This is a genomic window from Asticcacaulis sp. (assembly GCF_027484505.1).
Classification (GTDB): domain Bacteria; phylum Pseudomonadota; class Alphaproteobacteria; order Caulobacterales; family Caulobacteraceae; genus Asticcacaulis.
Genome location: NZ_JAIXSV010000132.1, coordinates 1 through 18,324, shown reverse-complemented (window position 1 = coordinate 18,324; position 18,324 = coordinate 1). Strand labels below are relative to the sequence as shown.

The 18,324-nt window shown below is 62.6% G+C and carries 16 protein-coding genes; 12 read left to right on the top strand and 4 right to left on the bottom strand.

All coding sequences use genetic code 11. The features are described from left to right. Positions 1-108 precede the first annotated feature (108 nt). The 3 genes from Q0072_RS08350 to mutT all read left to right on the top strand — a co-directional run bounded on the left by Q0072_RS08350 (position 109) and on the right by mutT (position 3,235). Complete coding sequence (locus Q0072_RS08350) at positions 109-1,107, top strand: peptidylprolyl isomerase (protein WP_298328385.1); 999 nt, start codon at positions 109-111, stop codon at positions 1,105-1,107. Between the two features lie 94 nt (positions 1,108-1,201). Continuing rightward, a complete protein-coding gene (gene argJ, locus Q0072_RS08345; protein ID WP_298328489.1) occupies positions 1,202-2,644 on the top strand; it encodes a bifunctional glutamate N-acetyltransferase/amino-acid acetyltransferase ArgJ in 1,443 nt (480 codons plus the stop codon). 192 nt (positions 2,645-2,836) lie between these two features. Beyond that, on the top strand, positions 2,837-3,235 hold the full coding sequence (gene mutT, locus Q0072_RS08340) for an 8-oxo-dGTP diphosphatase MutT (RefSeq protein WP_298328383.1): 399 nt from the start codon (positions 2,837-2,839) through the stop codon (positions 3,233-3,235). A gap of 36 nt (positions 3,236-3,271) precedes the next feature. Here mutT and Q0072_RS08335 read toward each other — a convergent pair whose 3' ends face one another. Continuing rightward, a complete protein-coding gene (locus Q0072_RS08335; protein WP_298328380.1) occupies positions 3,272-4,153 on the bottom strand; it encodes a methyltransferase domain-containing protein in 882 nt (293 codons plus the stop codon). An 80-nt stretch (positions 4,154-4,233) separates the two neighbouring features. Here Q0072_RS08335 and Q0072_RS08330 point away from each other — a divergent pair, with 80 nt between their 5' ends. From Q0072_RS08330 to Q0072_RS08310, 5 genes are all read left to right on the top strand, one after another. Then, entirely contained in the window at positions 4,234-5,076 is an 843-nt protein-coding gene (locus Q0072_RS08330) for a ComF family protein (RefSeq protein WP_298328377.1), read from the top strand. 110 nt (positions 5,077-5,186) lie between these two features. Further along, on the top strand, positions 5,187-5,441 hold the full coding sequence (grxC, locus tag Q0072_RS08325) for a glutaredoxin 3 (protein WP_298328374.1): 255 nt from the start codon (positions 5,187-5,189) through the stop codon (positions 5,439-5,441). Continuing rightward, entirely contained in the window at positions 5,442-6,284 is an 843-nt protein-coding gene (locus Q0072_RS08320) for a carbon-nitrogen hydrolase family protein (RefSeq protein WP_298328371.1), read from the top strand. Next, positions 6,281-6,715 (top strand): DUF1178 family protein, encoded by a 435-nt coding sequence (locus Q0072_RS08315; RefSeq protein WP_298328368.1) that lies wholly within the window; start codon positions 6,281-6,283, stop codon positions 6,713-6,715. Before Q0072_RS08320 ends, Q0072_RS08315 begins: the two co-directional genes overlap by 4 nt. Positions 6,716-6,776: 61 nt before the next feature. Further along, a complete protein-coding gene (locus Q0072_RS08310; RefSeq protein WP_298328365.1) occupies positions 6,777-7,247 on the top strand; it encodes a hypothetical protein in 471 nt (156 codons plus the stop codon). A gap of 157 nt (positions 7,248-7,404) precedes the next feature. Here Q0072_RS08310 and Q0072_RS08305 read toward each other — a convergent pair whose 3' ends face one another. From Q0072_RS08305 to Q0072_RS08295, 3 genes are all read right to left on the bottom strand, one after another. Then, a complete protein-coding gene (locus Q0072_RS08305) occupies positions 7,405-9,444 on the bottom strand; it encodes a protein-disulfide reductase DsbD domain-containing protein (protein ID WP_298328361.1) in 2,040 nt (679 codons plus the stop codon). A 97-nt stretch (positions 9,445-9,541) separates the two neighbouring features. Then, positions 9,542-11,740, bottom strand: coding sequence for a phosphoenolpyruvate--protein phosphotransferase (gene ptsP / locus Q0072_RS08300; protein ID WP_232037191.1), 2,199 nt, complete (start codon positions 11,738-11,740; stop codon positions 9,542-9,544). Between the two features lie 272 nt (positions 11,741-12,012). Beyond that, positions 12,013-13,269 (bottom strand): aspartate kinase, encoded by a 1,257-nt coding sequence (locus Q0072_RS08295; protein WP_298328358.1) that lies wholly within the window; start codon positions 13,267-13,269, stop codon positions 12,013-12,015. A 340-nt stretch (positions 13,270-13,609) separates the two neighbouring features. Here Q0072_RS08295 and ubiG point away from each other — a divergent pair, with 340 nt between their 5' ends. From ubiG to hisS, 4 genes are all read left to right on the top strand, one after another. Next, positions 13,610-14,368 (top strand): bifunctional 2-polyprenyl-6-hydroxyphenol methylase/3-demethylubiquinol 3-O-methyltransferase UbiG, encoded by a 759-nt coding sequence (gene ubiG, locus Q0072_RS08290; RefSeq protein ID WP_298328355.1) that lies wholly within the window; start codon positions 13,610-13,612, stop codon positions 14,366-14,368. A gap of 69 nt (positions 14,369-14,437) precedes the next feature. Continuing rightward, positions 14,438-15,307, top strand: a complete 870-nt coding sequence (gene prmC / locus Q0072_RS08285; RefSeq protein WP_013480696.1) for a peptide chain release factor N(5)-glutamine methyltransferase — start codon at positions 14,438-14,440, stop codon at positions 15,305-15,307. Between the two features lie 374 nt (positions 15,308-15,681). Further along, positions 15,682-16,638 carry a DUF4167 domain-containing protein gene (locus tag Q0072_RS08280; protein ID WP_298328347.1) on the top strand — a complete coding sequence of 319 codons (957 nt, stop codon included), beginning with the start codon at positions 15,682-15,684 and terminating at the stop codon, positions 16,636-16,638. Positions 16,639-16,744: 106 nt separating this feature from the next. Further along, positions 16,745-18,244 (top strand): histidine--tRNA ligase, encoded by a 1,500-nt coding sequence (hisS, locus tag Q0072_RS08275; protein ID WP_298328344.1) that lies wholly within the window; start codon positions 16,745-16,747, stop codon positions 18,242-18,244. Positions 18,245-18,324 lie beyond the last annotated feature (80 nt).

Here is an 18,324-nt window from a genome sequence, read left to right as displayed (position 1 = left end):
GCAAATAGGCGTGAGCCGGCGCTTTTCAAGCGCGCGGACTGACTTAGGCTTGCGCTTGCGTTCTGTCAATGTAAGTTGGATGCGCACGACAGCGGGGAAGCTTTCAGTATGCAGCGTTGGACAAAGCTCAGGCAGGTGGCGGTACTGGCCCTTGTGACCCTGACGATTGCCGGGTGCGACAAACCGACTCTGGACGAGCGCCCGCCGGAGCCCGGCGACGTCGCCGTGGCCCGCATCGACGGCCATACCATCTGGGCGTCGGACGTGCGTTATGAGGCGGTTCAGCAGGGGCTGATCGGCGATGGCGAACCCTTTGATCTGGCGTCGCCCCTGTTTCGCCGCACGCTGGAAGAGGTGATCGACCAGAAGCTGCTGGCGCAGGCAGCGCTGAAAAAAGGCATTGACCGTACCGAGCTGGCGCAGCGCCGCATCGCAGCGGCGCGTGAGGATATTCTAGGGCACATGCTGCTGGAACAGAGCGTCGATGCCTCTATTGACGACAAGAAGGTCAAGGACCTCTACGACGAACAGGTGAAGCTGGCGCAGAAGTCCGAGGAAATTCGCGCTCGCCTGATCCTCGTCAAGACGCGGCCCGAAGCGGACAATGTGATGCGTCAGCTTCAGGGCGGCAGCCTGTTTGAAGCCATGGCCATGGAGCGCTCGATTGATCAGGCGACGCGCTTTAACGGCGGTGACATGGGCTATTTCACCACCGACGTTATCCCGGAAAGCTATCGCGCAGCCCTGATGACGGCCAAGCCGGGTCAGATCGCCGGACCGGTGCAGATCGACGGCGGCTGGGCCGTGTTCAAGGTCGAGGAGCGCCGTCCGGAACAGCCAATGACGATTGAAGAAGCGCGTCCGGGTATTGTCTCGGCGCTCAAGCTGGAGCAGGTGCGTGGCCTGCTGGGCGGCTTACGCGACGGGGCGCGCGTCGAATTTCTGGTCAAGGGTCTGAGCAGCAGCGAAGACCGCGAACCAGCCTCGGCGCCGGCGGGGGCAGCGGCCTCCAGCGCCAGCGGCAGCGAGGCCGCTGACGATGTCGGCGAAAGCCCGGAAAAGGCCGCCGTCTCGGCTTCGTCTTCGCGCACGGCACCGAAGAAGTAGGCAATCCGCACCGCCCTGCACAAAAGCCTTCACAGCGTCATGATTTGGGGCTAAGCCGCGCTTTTTGATGTCCTACTCACTGGAGCTGCGCGCCATGACCAAGCCGCCGTCGCCGACCGGCAAAACGCCCGATACCTCTGCCGCGGCTTCCGGTCAGGAACGCGGTCAGGTGAATCCGCTGGGGGCTGCGCTCGATCCACTGGCCAATGTGCTGAAAAAAGCCGTGCAAACCGGGGCTGAGCTGGTGGGGGTGCATACGGCCGCAACCGCTGAGCCCGCCAAACCGGCGACGGGCAAGCCCGGTCTGGCCGTGTCGCCGCTGGCCGTTGATCTGCCGCCCATGCCGCCGGTGGGCGGGGTTGATATCGCCATTGCCCGCGCGGGTTATTACAAGCACGTCCGTCCTGATCTGCTGGTAATGAAGTTCGCCGAAGGCACCACGGCGGCGGGTGTCTTCACGCGCCACAGTATCGGTTCGGCCCCGGTCGATTGGTGCAAGAAGCAACTGGCGGCCAATGAAGGCAATGAAATCCGCGCGCTGGTCTGCAATGCCGGCTGCGCCAACGCCTTTACGGGTAAGCTGGGGGCCGATGCGGCGCGGCGCACGGCCGCGGCGGTGGCCCGGCGGCTCGATTGCCGTCAGCGCGATATTATGCTGGCTTCGACCGGCGTGATCGGCGTGGTGCTGGACGACGCCAAGATCGCCGCCCAATTGCCGCTGATCGAAGACACGTTCAAGGCCGATGCCTGGCACGCGGCGGCTCAGGCCATCATGACCACCGACACCTTCCCCAAGGGCGCTTACGAAACTGCGCTGATCGACGGCGTAGAGGTGAAGATCGCCGGTATCGCCAAAGGGTCGGGCATGATCGCGCCGGACATGGCGACCATGCTGGCCTTTATCGTCACGGACGCGACCCTCTCAGCGGGCGTGCTGCAATCGCTGCTGGGGCTCTATACGCGCACCACTTTCAACAGCGTGACGGTCGATGGCGACACCTCGACCAATGACACGGCGCTGCTGTTTGCCACCGGCGCGGCGGGTGCCCCGAAGATCAGCCGCGCGGGTGATAAGCGTCTGGCCGATTTCCGCGACAAGCTGGAAAAGGTGATGCACAGCCTCGCCACCCAGCTCATCCGCGATGGCGAAGGGGCCACCAAGTTTGTCAAGGTCACGGTGACGGGGGCCTCCTCACCGGCGTCAGCGCGCAAGATCGCCAAGTCGATCGCCGAAAGCCCGCTGTGCAAGACCGCCTGGGCCGGCGAAGACGCCAACTGGGGCCGCATCGTCATGGCCGTGGGAAAGACTGAGGAAGAGGTGGACCGCGACCACCTCGCCATCCGCTTCGGGGAGCTGGTGGCCGCCGAACACGGCGCGGTGTCGCTGACCTATGATGAGGCGGCGATGAGCGCCTATATGAAGAAACAGGAGCTGGAAATCAGCGTCGATGTCGGCGTTGGCCGCGCCTCAGCGCATGTCTATACCTGTGACCTGACGCATGGGTATATCAGCATTAATGGTGACTATCGGTCATAAGCGCCATTCTTGGTCTATGGCGTCGCAGTCGTCGCTTGGCTGTATTCATATACAGCCGGCGCTAGCCGGCTAGCCCTCGACTCAAGACTGACGCTTAAGCGACTATATACCTCCCTGCCTTTGGTGGGGAGGGGGACCGCACGAGCCGCAGGCGAGATGTGGTGGTGGGGTTTCTTACATTGAGGATATCGCATGAAAACCGTACTTGTCGTTGCGGCGGCCCTGATCGACAGTGACGGGCGGGTGCTGATCGCTCAGCGTCCGGAGGGCAAGTCGCTGGCCGGGCAGTGGGAGTTTCCCGGCGGCAAGGTCGAACCCGGCGAAACCCCCGAAGCGGCGCTGATCCGTGAGCTTGAGGAAGAACTGGGTATTACGACGAAGGCCGCCTGTCTGGCCCCCTTCGTCTTTGCTTCGCATACCTATGAGGCGTTTCACCTGCTGATGCCGCTGTACCTGATCCGCCGCTGGGAGGGCACGCCGCAACCGAAGGAGCACACAGCGCTGAAATGGGTACGCCCCAAAGATATGCGCGACTATCCCATGCCCCCGGCAGACCTGCCGCTGGTGGCGTATCTGAATGATTTTATTTAATTCCCGCCTCTCGATGTTATTGGCACAGGGCGGAGACTATAGCTTCCCTTCCTTCACCCCCAGCGCATCGGCCAGTCGCACTTTCGCTGAGCCCGGACGAAGGGGTTTTTGCTGGCTTTCGTGCGGGGTCCAGCCGGACAGGGTGATGATCTCGAAGGTGGCGCGCACGCCGCCTTCCGGATGGGGATAGCGTTCGGCGTAAAGTTCAAACGCCCGGCTGAGGATGGCCCGGTTCAACCCCTTGCGCGGGCGGTCGAACAGGATGTTGGTTTCTCCCATGGCCCGCAGATCGCGCAGCAGATTGAGCGGGTGGGCATAGCTGACCACCACCTTGTCCGTATCGACGACGGGCATGTTGAACCCGGCGCGGCGCAGCAGATCCACGCAGTCCGGCCCTTCGGCAAAGGGGGCGACGCGCGCCCCCGTGCCGCCGCGGATTTCCAGTTCGGCCTCCATCAGTACACGGCGTAGCTCGTGCAGGGTCTCGCCGCCGAATTGCGAGGCAATCAGCAGGCCATCGGGCCGCAGGGCGCGGCGCAACTGCACCAGTACGCCGGGCAGGTCGTTGGTGGTGTGAAAGGCCAGAGACGACACCACCAGATCAAGCGTATCATCGCCAAAGGGCAGGGCTTCTTCGTCCAGCACTACGGCGGGGCAGTGGCGGGCCGACAGGTCACTTTCGATCAGATAGCCGATCTTCGCTGCCACCTCCGGCGTCCCGGCCAATAGCTTGGCGAAAGTACCATCGCGTCGGCCGATCTCCAGCGCCACGTCAAAGCGGCGGTTGATGGCCGCCAGGGTGTCGATCATGTCCTCGGCGCTCCGCCGTTTCAGGAAGTTGGCCGTGGCAAAATCGCCCGCCGTGCGGTTGAGGCGCTGACGTAGCAGTTGACGATCGAAGAGGCGCGGTGTTGTCATGCTTTGCAGATATAGCGCATCCCGAAAAGTGTGAAGCGGTTTTCGGACCAAGATGCGCGACAGCTTAAATGGGGGGAAGTATGCGGCTGTCCATAGGCGGTCTGAAAGAGTGGGTAACGCAACAGGCGCTCATCCCGCGTCTGCGCGAAGGCGGGACGCGGCTGCTCGACGCCCTTTATCCGCGTCAGGCGCTCAATCACGACCCGGACCTGCGCAACTCCGCCGGGGTGAAAGACGCGGTGCAGGCCGGCGGTCTGACGGCGGATGACTGGAGCGCCATTCGGTTTCTGACCGGGCAGGGCTGCGACATGTGCGCCCGCCCGTTTGAAGGCGGGCTGTTTCTGGGGGCCGGGGCCCTTTGCGACGGCTGCACGCAAAAGCCGTTTCCCTTTCGCCATGGCCGTGCCGCCTGTCTTTATACAGAGGCCTCCAAAGGCCTTATTCTGGCGTTTAAACACGCTGACCGGCTCGATTTGCGGCCCATCCTGTCGGGCTGGCTGTCGCGGGCCGGGGCTGAGCTGATGGAGGAGGTCGATGTGATCGTGCCCGTGCCCCTGCACTGGCGCAGACTGTTTCAGCGCCGCTACAATCAGGCGGCGGAGCTGGCCCGCCCTCTGGCGCGGCAGTATCAGAAGGACTTTGTACCCGACGCGCTGATCCGTCAGCGCGCCACGACGGCGCAGTTCAGCCGCGCCCGCACGGCCAAAGGCCGCCGCGAAGATCGTTTTGAGAATGTGAAGGGGGCTTTTGCGGTAACGGCCTCGGGCGCACGGCGTTTGCGCGGACGGCGGGTGCTGCTGGTCGATGATGTGTTCACCTCCGGCGCGACGCTGTCGGCCTGCGCCAAAGCCCTGCGGGAAGCGGGGGTGCGCGAAGTTAATGTGCTGGTGCTGGCCCGCGCGGTGCCTGCCATCGAAGTCTGAAAGTGCGCAGTCTTTCTGTCGCGCGTCGGCCACAGGTCCGTCTTTAAAACTTGCAAACCCTTGCCTATATAATGGTTTGTGACAAGGTTGCGTTTTGACTGTGGACCCCCATGCCGAATATTGAAATCTATACCAAGCCCTACTGCCCCTATTGCGAGCGCGCCAAGGCGCTGCTGGACTCCAAGGGCGCTGAGTACAAGGAAATCGTTGCCTCCAACGATTCGGAACTGCGTAAGGAGATGAATGAGCGGTCGGGCCGCGCCACCTATCCGCAAATCTTCATTGATGGCCTGCACGTCGGCGGCTGCGATGATCTGGTGTCGCTCGATTCGCGCGGCGGTCTGGACCCCTTGCTGGCGTCGTAAATGGCAAAGGCCGCTCCGCTCAAAGTCGCCCTGCTGCAACTGAACACGCCCGCCGACCCGGTGCGCGCGTTTGAACACCTGAAACCGCTGTACGAAACGGCGGTGGCCTCAGGGGCGCAGCTTATCCTGACGCCCGAATGTTCCAACCTGATGGAGCAGCGTAAGGAGAAGAAGGCGCAGGTCGTCACCACGCTCGACGCCGACGCCTGTGTGGCGGGGGTCAAGGCGCTGGCGGCGCGATATCGTGTGCCAACCCTGCTGGGCTCGGCCATTGTCCGGTCGCCGGTCGTGGGGGAAGAACGGGCCGTCAACCGGACCGTCTTTTTCAATGAGGCCGGCGAAGAGGCCGCCTTCTATGACAAGATCCACCTGTTTGACGCCACCACGCCCAATGGCGAGGTCTATCGCGAATCGGCGGGTGTCTGCGGTGGCGAACGTGCGGTGATTGCGCCGACGCCGTGGGGCGGACTGGGCCTGACCATCTGCTACGATGTGCGTTTCGGCTATCTGCACCGCGCTCTGGCGCAGGGCGGGGCGTCGATGATTGCCGTGCCGGCGGCCTTTACGGTACCGACCGGGCAGGCACACTGGGAGGTGCTGCTGCGCGCCCGTGCCATTGAAACCGGCTGTTTCGTTTTTGCCCCGGCGCAGGGCGGTCAACACGAAGATGGCCGTAAAACCTGGGGGCATTCGATGATCGTCAATCCGTGGGGCGAGGTCATGTCCCGACTCGACCACGACCACCCGGCGGTTCTGATGGCCGAGATAGACCTGTCGGAGGTCGCGCGCGCCCGCACGGCCATCCCTCAGTTGGAACACGACAGGACCTTTGTACGCGTATGATCCGCTATGCCCTGAAATGCGAACACGATCATGAGTTCGAGGCGTGGTTTTCCAATTCAGCCGCCTTTGACGAGCAGAAGGCGCGGGCGCTGATTGAGTGTCCGCACTGCGGCAGTGTGCAGGTCGAAAAGGCGATCATGGCCCCGATGGTGCGCACCTCTGAGGCCGTCGAAAGCCGTCAGTCGGATATGCGCAAGGCTGTGGCTGAGGCCATGCACCGTGTGCGCACCCATGTCGAGCAGAACTTCGACTATGTGGGCGACAGCTTTGCCCGCGAAGCCCGTGACATGCACGAAGGCTTGGCACCCGAACGTCCTATCTATGGCGAGGCTAGCCGCGATGAGGTGCGTGAACTGATCGACGAAGGCATTCCGGTCGCGCCTCTGCCGATCCCGGCCGATGAAGCGCCCAAGCCCAAGACGCTCAATTAAGGGTGTGGAATTAACGCTTTCTTGGCCGGGCTCTTGCATAGATAGCGGCGAAGGAGCCGCCATGAAACACCTTGCGCTGATCGCTATTCTGCTGACGACGCCCGTTATGGCGGCGACACCGGCCGTTAATCCGCTGTCGAAAGAGCCCCTCTACGCCGCCATCGTCCGGGACGCCGGCACGCTGAAGGCGCGCACCGTGCGTATGGCCCAAAGCCCCTCCCTGACGCTTCTGACCTCAGCGGGTTTCAAATCCTATGCACGGGAGATCAGCACCTTGTCCGAGCGCAATCTGAAAGGTCATCTCGACCTCAAGGCGCGCGGCACGGACAATGACCTGAAATGCGTGCTGAAAGGCGTGTCGCTCGATCTGCCGCGCAAGCTGGCCGCCATCGAGGCAGCCAAGACGCCGGACGCGCTCAAAGGCGCACTGAATGACATGGCCTATCTGCTGGAAGACAATATAGACGTGATCGTCACGCCCGCAACAGCGGATTCGGGGCTCGATTGCGTGATTGAGTTCGGCAATTCTTAGGATTTTTGCCACGAAAAACACGAAAAGCTGGAAAAGACGGTGGTTTCCCTGTGCCCGAAGGGCGATTGTTTATCTGAAGTGCGCTCGGATTTTTTGCGCGTCGCGCCGCAGGCTCAGTCTGTAATTTTTTCCCGCTTTTCGTGTTTTTCGTGGCCCATTACTTCTTCAACACTGCAACCACATCTTTAGTGCTCAATAACTGCCCCAGCACCACCGGATCGGCAGTGTTGCGGCCGTAATAGACGTAAAGCGGCACGCCGGAACGGCCATTCTGGCTGAGGTACTGCGAAATGGCGGCGTCCTGATTGGTCCAGTCGCCGACCATATAGACCGTTCCGCTGGCTTTGACGGCATCGCGGAAGGCCTGCGTTTCGAAAACCAGCCGCTCATTCACCTTGCACGTCACGCACCAAGCGGCGGTCAGATTGACTAGAACCGGGGTGTTCTGCGCGCGCAGTTCGGCGATGCGGGCGGTGGAGAAGGCTTCGTGATCGACGGCCACCCGCACCGGCGCATCGGGTTTCTGTACGGCGGCGGTGGCCGCGACCGCCAGCGCCATGACAATGAAAACAGGCCGTAAAATACGCGGGCCCTTAGGCCACCACAGGCCGACCGTCAGCAGTGCGCAGGCCAGCCCCAGCGCGAACAGGCCAAGGCCAGAGACCTGCTGCGCAAAGACCCAGCCCATCCACAGGGCAGCGGCGTACATGGGAATGGCGAGAATGTGCCGAAGCCGGTCCATCCACGGGCCGGGGCGGGGCATACGGGCGGCAACCGCCGGGACATAGGTGATCAGGAAGGTGAGGGCGACGACCGGCAGGGCAAAGCCCAGACCAAGCGCGAGGAAGATGGCAAAGCTGACCACGCCCCCCTGCGCGAGAGCCACACCGATGGCGGTGGCCATAAACGGAGCCGTGCACGGGGCGGCGACCACAACGGCCAGAACGCCGGTCAGCAGCGCCGTCACATCGGGGTTATTTACAAATAACCGCCCGCCCGCCAGCGATTGCAGGCCGGAGCCGACCTCAAACAGGCCGGACATATTGAGCGCCACGGCCAGCAACAACAGCGACAGGCCCGCCGTCACCCACGGCGATTGCAACTGGAAGCCCCAGCCCAGCGCCGAACCAAGCCAGCTCAGCAGCCCGCCGAGAGCCGCAAACGTGAGCAGAACGCCGACGCCGTAGAATAGCGACTCACGGCGACCGGTGGCACCTTCGTGCCCGGCTCTGGCCAGAGCCAGCAGTTTCATCGACAACACCGGGAAGACACACGGCATCAGGTTGAGGATCAGCCCGCCGACAAAGGCCAGACTCATCGCCGCGACAACCCCCATCAGGTTGATCGCGGGTCGCGCCTGCGGCGGTGCACCGAGGCCCCTGGCGGCGGCTGGCGGCGTGCCTTCTGTGGCGCTGATTTGATAGGACCGTCCCGACGCGAAGCGGATCACCGCTTCAAACGGGGCTTCGGGGGTGGCCTTGGTTTTCAGCGAAACCGTAAAGCCCTGCGGCCCCAGTTCGATGGCCTGTTTGGCCGACGGGTCGATCACGCCGCCGCTCAGCGGAAACAGATAGGCCCCGCCGGGATGCGTAAAATCGTTGGCGGCGGTGGTATCCGTCGGTGAGAGCAGGCCGAGCGTCAGGGTATCGCCGGACACCGCATAGGTCGCCTGTGCCTGCACTTTTTGAGGCAGGGCCGCGCGGGCGGCGCTGAAATCGCTGAGCGGTTCAGGCTTCGGCGTTACCTGAAGGTCGAGCGTCAGATTGACTGTTTCCGGCACGCAGACCTTTTCACAGACCAGAAAATCCACCTGCGCGCGGATCGGCAGCACGCCATCCTTAAGCACCGAACCATTGGTGAGCTTGGCCAGAAGCGCCGTTTCGCCGCTATAGCCGAAATTGGTCAGCCCCATATAGGGCTGCACTTCCGGGGTCGGGAACACAAGCTCCGACACGGTAACGCCGGTGGGCAGCGTCCATGTGACCTTGGGCGCAAGGCCTGTATCGGCGGGGTTTTGCCAATAGGTATGCCAGCCCTTGAGCGGTGTATGTCGGATGGCCAGCCACACCTGCCCGCTGGGCGTCACCGTGGTTTCGGCGATCAGTTCTGTGGTCAGGTGCGCCGTCTTGACCGGTGCGGCCTGAACGGCAGAACCCAGCGCGATAAAAGCGAAAACGAAGGCGAGAAATCGAAACACGCGGCCACCCGAACAGTTGAAGCACGCCTTTATACGACCGAAAATGACTTCCTGTTTGAAAATTTCATCCCTTTTCGGCGCTTATGCGGAGGTGAAATTACAGATTCACATTCAGCTTGCGCGCCAGGGCCAGCACTTCGGAACGCAGCGAACCGTAGGAGGAGCCCATCAGCTTGCGGATGGCTTTTGAGGCCTGTTCGCGGTCCAGCGACAGGATCATGCGTTTGACCTGACCGATGCCGGCGGGCGGCATAGACAGGCGGTTGAAGCCCAGCGCGATCAGCACAAAGGCCTCCAGCGGCTTACCCGCGATTTCGCCGCAGACGGAAACCGGCGTACCCGAATCCTCGGCCGCCTTCTGGATGGTCGAAAGGGCGCGCAGCATGGGCGGCGACAGCACGTCATAGCGGTCCGACATGCGTGGATTGGTGCGGTCGGCGGCAAACAGGTACTGCGTCAGGTCATTGGTCCCGACGCTGGCGAAATCGACCATCGGCAGCAGGGCGTCGAGGTGGAACAGCAGCGACGGACATTCGATCATCACGCCGACGCGCAGCACCTGCGGCAGCGGACGACCCCGGCGGCGGGCCCACTGACATTCGATATCCACCAGCTCACGCGCCTGACGGAATTCATCGACCGAAGCGACCATGGGGAACATGATGCGCAGCTCACGCCCCTTGGCGGCGGTGAGAAGCGCGCGTACCTGCATGCGCAGCAGGGCCGGACGGTCCAGCCCCATGCGGATGGCGCGCCAGCCCAGCGCCGGGTTTTCCTCGCGCTCGGTCTCCATATAGGGCAGGATCTTGTCACCGCCGAGGTCGAGCGTGCGGAAGATGACCGGCTTGTCGCCCGCCGCATCCATCACGCGCTCATAAAGCTCGGTCTGACGCTTCAGGCGCGGCAGGTCTTCGGAGACCATGAACTGAAACTCGGTGCGGAACAGGCCGATGCCCTCGGCGCCCGTCTCGTGCATGATTTCGAGATCGAACTCCAGACCAGCATTCATCAGCAGCGCCACGCGGTGGCCGTCGCGCGTCACCGCATCGACGTCTTTCAGCTTTTCAAACTCGGCCCGGCGGGCGGCCCGCATATCCATGCGCGCCACGGCGGCCCCCAGAATATCGGGGCGCGGACGTAGATAGGCTTCGCCGGTTTCGCCATCGACGACCACCTGATCGCCCTGATTGACCTTGTCACGCAGACGCTCCAGCCGCCCGACGCAGGGGATTTGCAGGGCACGCGCGACGATGGCGGCGTGGTTGGCGGCCGAGCCTTCTTCGAGCAAAATGCCTTTCAGCTTCTTGCGGTCGTATTCCAGCAGGTCCGCGGGCCCCAGATCACGCGCCACGAGAATGGCATTGTCGGGGATTTCGCGGGCGACGGTGTTACGGCCGGCCAGCACGCGCAACAGCCGGTTGCCAAGGTCTTCGAGGTCGTGCAGACGCTCACGCATATAGGCGTCGCGGGCGTTGTTGAGCTTGGCGCGCTGTTCGTTGCGCACACGCTCCACCGCTGCCTCGGCGGTCAGGCCGGAGCGCACCGCCTCGACCAAGTTGCGAGTCCAGCCTCGGTCGTGGGCAAACATGCGATAGGTTTCGAGCACATCAAAGGTTGGGCCGGCCAGCCCGTGCTGACCTTCGAACATCTGATCAATCTGGTCGCGCAGATCACCGATAGCGGTCAGAAGCCGCGCCTCTTCGGCGATGGCGTCGTCCGACAGCAGGTGATCCGGCGTCACCGGCACCTCGTGCAGGATCACCGTGCCGATGGCGATACCGTCAGCGAAGCTCGACCCTTTCAGGCGCTCCGGCCGCTGCGGCGCGATTTCGATGTCTTTCAGCTCATCGTCGCTGACTAGGTCGCCGGCCACCATTTCGGCCAGCACCATGGCGATAATCTGAAGGTCCTCGACCTCATCCTCACCATAGGTCCGCATGGCCATGTTCTGCACGACCAGCACGCCGATGGTACGCCCGCCACGCAGCAGCGGCACGCCCAGGAACGAATTATAGGGGTCTTCGCCCGTTTCCGGGCGGTAGGCGAAGCTGGGGTGCGACGGCGCGTCGTTGAGGTTCAGCGGTTGCCCCGACCGGGCGACCTCACCGACCAGACCTTCGCTGAGGCGCAGCCGCGTATTGTGCACGGCTTCGCGGTTGAGGCCTTCGGTGGCGAACAGTTCCAGTTCTTCGGAGGTTCGGCGCAGATAGATGGAGCAGACTTCGGCGATCATCGACCGGGCGATGATTTCCACCACGCGGTCGAGACGCGCCTGAGCCGAAGAGCCATCGGCCATGACTTCGCGAATCTGCCGCAGCAGACCGCGCTGACCGCGTGCACCCTGAACCAGACTTGGACTCAACCTTCGGCTCCCCATACAACCGTTTGCCGTTTTCTCCATAATGGGAAACGTTTTCGCGGCTGTCTACAGAGGCTTGTCCCCTGAGACAAGTCACGAAGACTTTATGCGGTCACATCGCCGAAACAAATCGGCACAAACCCATAGAGAACAAAGAAAAAGGCCGCGCACTCAAAGCACGCGGCCTTTTACCCTATAATGAACAGCGCTTACTGTCCGATCTTGTCCAGCTCATAGGCCGCATGAAGGGCGCGCACGGCCAGTTCGGTATAGGCTTCGTCAATCAGGACCGAGATCTTGATTTCCGAGGTCGAGATGACCTGAATATTGATGCCTTTTTCCGACAGGGCGCGGAACATGGTTTCGGCGACACCCGTGTGCGAGCGCATACCAACGCCGACGATCGACACCTTGGCGACGTTTTCATCGACCTTGATGGCGTCGAAGCCGATTTCGGCCTTGGCGGCTTCCATGATTTCGGCTGCGGCCTGAGCGTCGCGGCGGCCGACGGTGAACAGCTGGTTGGCGTATTCGCCGGAGCGCTTTTCCGACTGCACGATCATATCGACATTGATATTGGCCGCCGCCAGTTTCGAGAACACCGCAGCGGAGACGCCGACCTTGTTCGGCAGGCCCAGCAGGGTGATCTTGGCTTCATCACGGCTGAATGCCACGCCGGAAACAATATGCTTTTCCACGATTTCGTCCTCGTCGCACACGATGGTGCCCTGATCAATGTTTTCGCCCGGCTCCACGAAGGAAGACAGGACGCGCACCGGCACGCGCTGCCCCATGGCCAGTTCGACCGAGCGGGTTTGCAGCACCTTGGCCCCCAGCGACGCCATTTCCAGCATTTCCTCAAAGGAAATCTTTTTCAGGCGACGGGCCTTGGATTCGACGCGCGGGTCGGTGGTGTAGACGCCATCGACGTCCGTATAGATGTCGCAGCGGATGGCCTTGACCGCCGCCGCCACGGCGACCGCTGAGGTATCCGAACCGCCACGGCCCAGCGTGGTGATGCGGCCCGACTCGGTGACGCCCTGAAAACCCGGCACGACGACGATCTGCCCGGCATCGAGCGCGGTTTCCAGCTTAGCCGGCGGGATGTCGAGGATACGCGCCTTGCCATGCACGTCCGAGGTGAGGATCGGCACCTGCCAGCCCATCATCGAAATAGCATCATAGCCCATATTGCGCAGCGTCATGGCCAGAAGACCGGCGGTCACCTGTTCACCGGAGGCCACGACCACATCATATTCGTCGTCGCCTTCGATGGCGCGACCTGTGGCCTTACCCGCACCGTCGGTCCAGGCGACCAGCTCATTGGTCTTGCCCGACATGGCCGACACAACGACCGCGACGCGGTGACCGGCATCGTATTCAGCGGCCACCAGCCGGGCCGCCCTGCGGATGCGTTCGAGGTCGGCCATCGACGTGCCGCCGAACTTCATCACGAGACGAGTCATTAATCCGTCTTTCTCTTTAATACCAACGCCCGAACATGCTGACGCATCCGGGCGTTAAAAAACTCGCGAATGTCTTATATGTATCAAAGGCATAAGACATTCGCGAAACGAATACCAAGAGTCATTTTCAATGACCCTTGGTATAAGCAGTACAAGGATGTACGCAAAAATGCGCGCCCGCTTTACTGCCCGTGCGCGCCCCTGTGAAGCTTTTTTGCGAAAAAAGCGCATACGGACGCGGCTTTTTGCGCTATTCCGCTGCCAAGAGTGGCTGTTTTCGGAGCGTGACATGGCCAGAGCGGCAAAAAATCAAGCAAAATCAGTTGCAAATGAGACGGAATTGACCTCCGCTGCCCCCGCCGGGCCGAGCATTGACGCCGAAGATGTGGCGCGCTTTTCGGCTCTGGCGGCCAAATGGTGGGACCCCAAGGGTGAGTTCGCACCGCTGCACAAGTTTAACCCCAACCGCGTGCGCTTTATCCGCGACACCTGCGTCGATCACTTCCTGCGCGATCCGCGCGCGGTGGCGCCTTTTGGCGACCTGCGGCTCATCGACATTGGCTGCGGTGGCGGGCTTTTGTCCGAGCCGATGACGCGCATGGGTTTCGACGTCACCGGCATCGATGCCTCGGAAAAGAATATCGGCACGGCGAGGGCCCATGCCGCTGAGGTCGGGCTCGATATCCGCTATCTGGCCCAGACGGTCGAGCAGGTGGTGGCTTCCAAAGAGCCCGGTTTTGACGTGGTGCTGACCATGGAGGTCATCGAGCACGTCAACGACCCGGAAAGTTTTCTCAAAACCTGCGCATCGCTGGTCAAGCCGGGCGGGCTGTTGTTCATCGCCACGCTGAACCGCACGCTGAAGGCGCACGCGCTGGGCATTGTGGCGGCGGAATACGTGTTGCAATGGGTGCCGAAGGGCACGCACGACTGGAACAAGTTCCTCAAGCCGGAAGAGATCGAAGGCTTTCTTGAGGGGACCGGCCTGACGCCAGACCCGGCGGTGGGGGTGAGCTATAATCCCTTCACGGCGACCTGGGCCCTTTCAAAGGATACGGCCGTCAACTATATGATCGTCGCCCGGCGGGATTTGCTGTAGTGCCGCCGGTTTTCCCTTCCCCTCTCCCCGGCCCTCTCCCCTGTATACGGGGAGAGGGGGAATAAACAGATGACCGACACTGACCTGACTCTTGTTTCCGCCTGGAAGGGCGCTCAGACCCGTCTGAAGGCCGCCCATATCGACTCGCCGGCCATCGACGCCCGGCTGCTGCTGGAGGCGGCGACCGGCTATACGCGCACCGACATCCTGACCGATCCGTACAAGCTGCTAACGGCGGAGCAGAAGGCGACGCTCGACGACTATCTGACCCGCCGTGAAAAGCGCGTTCCGGTGGCGCGTATTCTGGGGCGCAAGGGCTTCTGGAAGCTGCTGCTCGACCTGACGCCCGCCGTGCTGGTGCCGCGTCCGGAGACCGAGTGCATCGTCGATATGATCCTCAAGACGACCGAGGAGGGGCAGGCTTTTACGCTGGCTGACCTCGGTGTCGGGTCGGGGGCCATCCTCCTGTCGGTCCTGTCCGAGCGTCCGGCGGCCAAGGGCCTCGGCACCGATGTCTCCGAAGAGGCTTTGGCCGTGGCGCGCGACAATGCCGCCAATCTCGGCCTCGACGGGCGCGCGGCCTTCCTGCGCACCTCGTGGGGAGCGGGGCTGGCCGATGCCAGCTTCGATTTCGTCGCCTCCAATCCGCCCTATATACGCAGCGAGGTGATCCCGACGCTCGATCCGGAAGTGCGTGACCACGACCCGCATCTGGCGCTGGATGGCGGCGAATCGGGCCTCGATGCCTATATCGAGATGATCCCGGAAGCCTTCCGTATCCTCAAGGCCGGCGGCACGGCGTGGATGGAAATCGGCTATGATCAGTCGGCCGCCGTCGAAGACCTGATGAAAAAAGCGGGCTTTTTCAACGTGGTGACCTTTAAAGACCTGTCTGACCTGCCGCGTATCGTGATCGGCCAAAAGCTCTCCCTGCAATAGACAGACCGTTGAAAACCGTCCGTTTCTGAAAATTTCTCTTGGAAACGGGCGGTTTTGGCGCTAACACTGCAAAGTCTCCTGCCATTGTGGACAGATTACCGGACGGCTTTTGCCGCTTCCGAGATCATGCACAGTCGAAAACGCTGTGCCCATAGGCGGAAACCTGAGCGCCTGCGTAGGGGGGCAAAGCCCGGTGCAGGCCACAGCGTGAACCCCTGAAAACGGCACACACCAACACGCAAACCCGGCACTTCATCTAAGGCCCTGCGGCATATGGCAAACAGGGCCTGCGGCACATAAACAGATTCGCCCCGCGCCCAATGCAAGCGGGGCCTTGCCCTAAACGGTTACATCGCATGAAAGATTTTCGGGGTATGAAACGGCAACGCAGCCGTAATCGCAAGCCCTCTGGTAATCAGAACAACCCTAATCGCGCCTACGAGTCGAACGGGCCGGACGGGGCGAAGGTGCGCGGCAACGCGCAGACCATCTACGAAAAGTATCAGCAACTGGCCCGCGACGCCAATTCGTCGGGCGACCGCGTGCTGGCCGAAAACTACCTTCAGCACGCTGAGCACTATTTCCGCCTGATCCGTCAGATGCAGCCGCAGCGTCCGGTTTCGGAATTCCTGCAACGCGATCCGTTCTCCACGGGCTTCGACTTCGATGAGGACCTCGATACCGAAATCGAGACGACCGAAACGGAGGGCGAAACCGCTGAGTCCGAAGGTGGCGAAGGCGATCAGCCGCGCTACGACAATCGACGTGATCGCGACAGGGACCGTGACCGCAATCGCGACCGGGATCGTGACAGAGACCGCGACCGCGACAGAGATCGCGGCGAGCGCAATGACCGCGGTGATCGTGACCGCAATGGCGGCGACCGGGACCGGGCTTACGCCGAGCGCAGCGACAATGGCGACGACCGCCCACGCCGCGAAAGCCGCCGTGAACGCTATGAGCGCCGCCGTCAGCAGCGTCTGAGCGAGCAGGAGGTTTCCGTCACCTCCGGCCCGATCGCTTCGACCGAGCCGCTCAACGGCGGGTCTGCGCCAGCCGAAGTGGCGGGTTTTGATGTGGTCACCCCGCAAGCCGCGCCGATCACCCCCGCGCCCGAAGCGCCAGCGGCTGAGGCTCAGCCGGAATCCCGTGGTCGTGGCCGTCGTCGTGCGGTCGAAAGCGAAGCCGCTGATGACACCAGCCACCTGCCGGCTTTCCTGCGCGCCCCGGTGCCGGTGGCCGCCGCCGAGACATCGGAAGCGGTAGCGGAAGAGGGCGAAGCGCCCAAGCGCCGCACCCGCCGCAAGAAGTCGGAAGAGGCCGAGGCTTAAACACCCCGCCAACCTTAAGATAAAAAGCGCTCCGGACCTTCCGGGGCGCTTTTTCGTAACGCACTCCTCCCTTGTCTCTGCCGCCTGTTTGCTTTAATCGCGCAGCATGACCGAAAACGCCCCCAATCCCGCTGAATTTACCGAATTTCGCCCTGAAGCGCGCGCGCCGCGCGGCTTTGCTGACAAGCGCGCCTCGCAGATCGCGGTGGAACGTCGCCTGATCGCCAGGGTCTCGGAAGTCTATGAGTCGTTTGGCTTCGAAGCCCTGCAAACCTCGGCCTTTGAATATGCCGATGCGCTGGGCAAGTTCCTGCCCGACGCCGACCGTCCCAATGTCGGCGTTTTCTCGTTGCAGGACGACGATGATCAGTGGATGGCGCTGCGCTACGACCACACCGCCCCGTTGGCCCGTTTTGCGGCCCAGAACTGGGACACCCTGCCCAAGCCCTTCCGCCGCTATGCCTTCGGGCCGGTGTGGCGCAATGAAAAGCCGGGGCCGGGCCGCCTGCGTGAGTTCATGCAGTGTGACGCCGATACGGTGGGCACCGACCGTCCGGAGGCAGATGCGGAAATCATCGCGCTGGCCGTGGCCGGCTTCCGCGCCAACAACCTGCCGACCGTGCTCAAGATCAATAACCGCAAGCTGCTCAATGGCCTGCTGAGCGCGCTTGGTGCCGATTCGCCGGTGCAGCAGATGGGCGTGCTTCGCGCCATCGACAAGCTGGACCGGTTGGGTCTCGAAGGCGTCGAGCTGCTGCTGGGCGGCGGGCGCAAGGACGAATCGGGCGACTTTACCAAGGGCGCAGGGCTGAACGACAAGGCCATCGCGGCGGTGCTGGGCTTTGTGGCCGCAGGCCGCGACAGCGCGGGCGGTCAGGCCGAGCGCGGGGCGGTGCTGGAAAAGCTGGCGGCGGTGTTAAGTGAGTCCCCGGAAGGGCAGGCCGGTCTTGAGGACCTGTCGCGCATTTCGACGGCGCTGGCTGGGCTGGGTGTGTCGGAGGCTGAGGCCATTTTCGACCCGTCCATCGTGCGCGGGCTGGAATACTATACCGGCCCGGTGTTCGAGGCCGAACTGCTGATGGAAACGCGTGATGAGAAGGGCAACCTCGTGCGCTTTGGCTCCGTCGGTGGCGGCGGGCGCTATGATGACCTTGTGGCGCGCTTTACGGGTGAGCGCGTGCCGGCGACCGGCTTCTCGTTCGGCGTGTCGCGTCTAGCGGCGGCGCTGGCCCTGGCCGAAGAGGGCGCGATTCAGCCCGTGCGCGGGCCCATCGTCATCATCGCCTTCTCCGAATCGGACATGGGCGAATACTTCCGGCTGGCGGCGGACATCCGCGCGGCGGGTCTGGCGGTCGAAGTTTACCTCGGCCGGTCGGGCATGAAGGCGCAAATGAAGTACGCGGATCGCCGTTTATCCCCGGCTGTTGTCATGCTGGGTGGCGACGAGCTGGTAAATAATACCGTTACGATCAAGGATCTGGATCAGGGGCGGCTTCTGGCCACGCAAATCACGGATAACAAAGAATGGCGTGAGGCGCGTCCGGGTCAGCTAACATTGCCCCGCACAGAAGCCATTAAGCACCTGAAATCCATAGTGAATGCGTAAGTAAATTTACGCAACGGCAATCTGTGTCAGCGCTGTCAAAAATCGTTAACCCTTCTTAGGCTTTTTGACACAACTGCGTT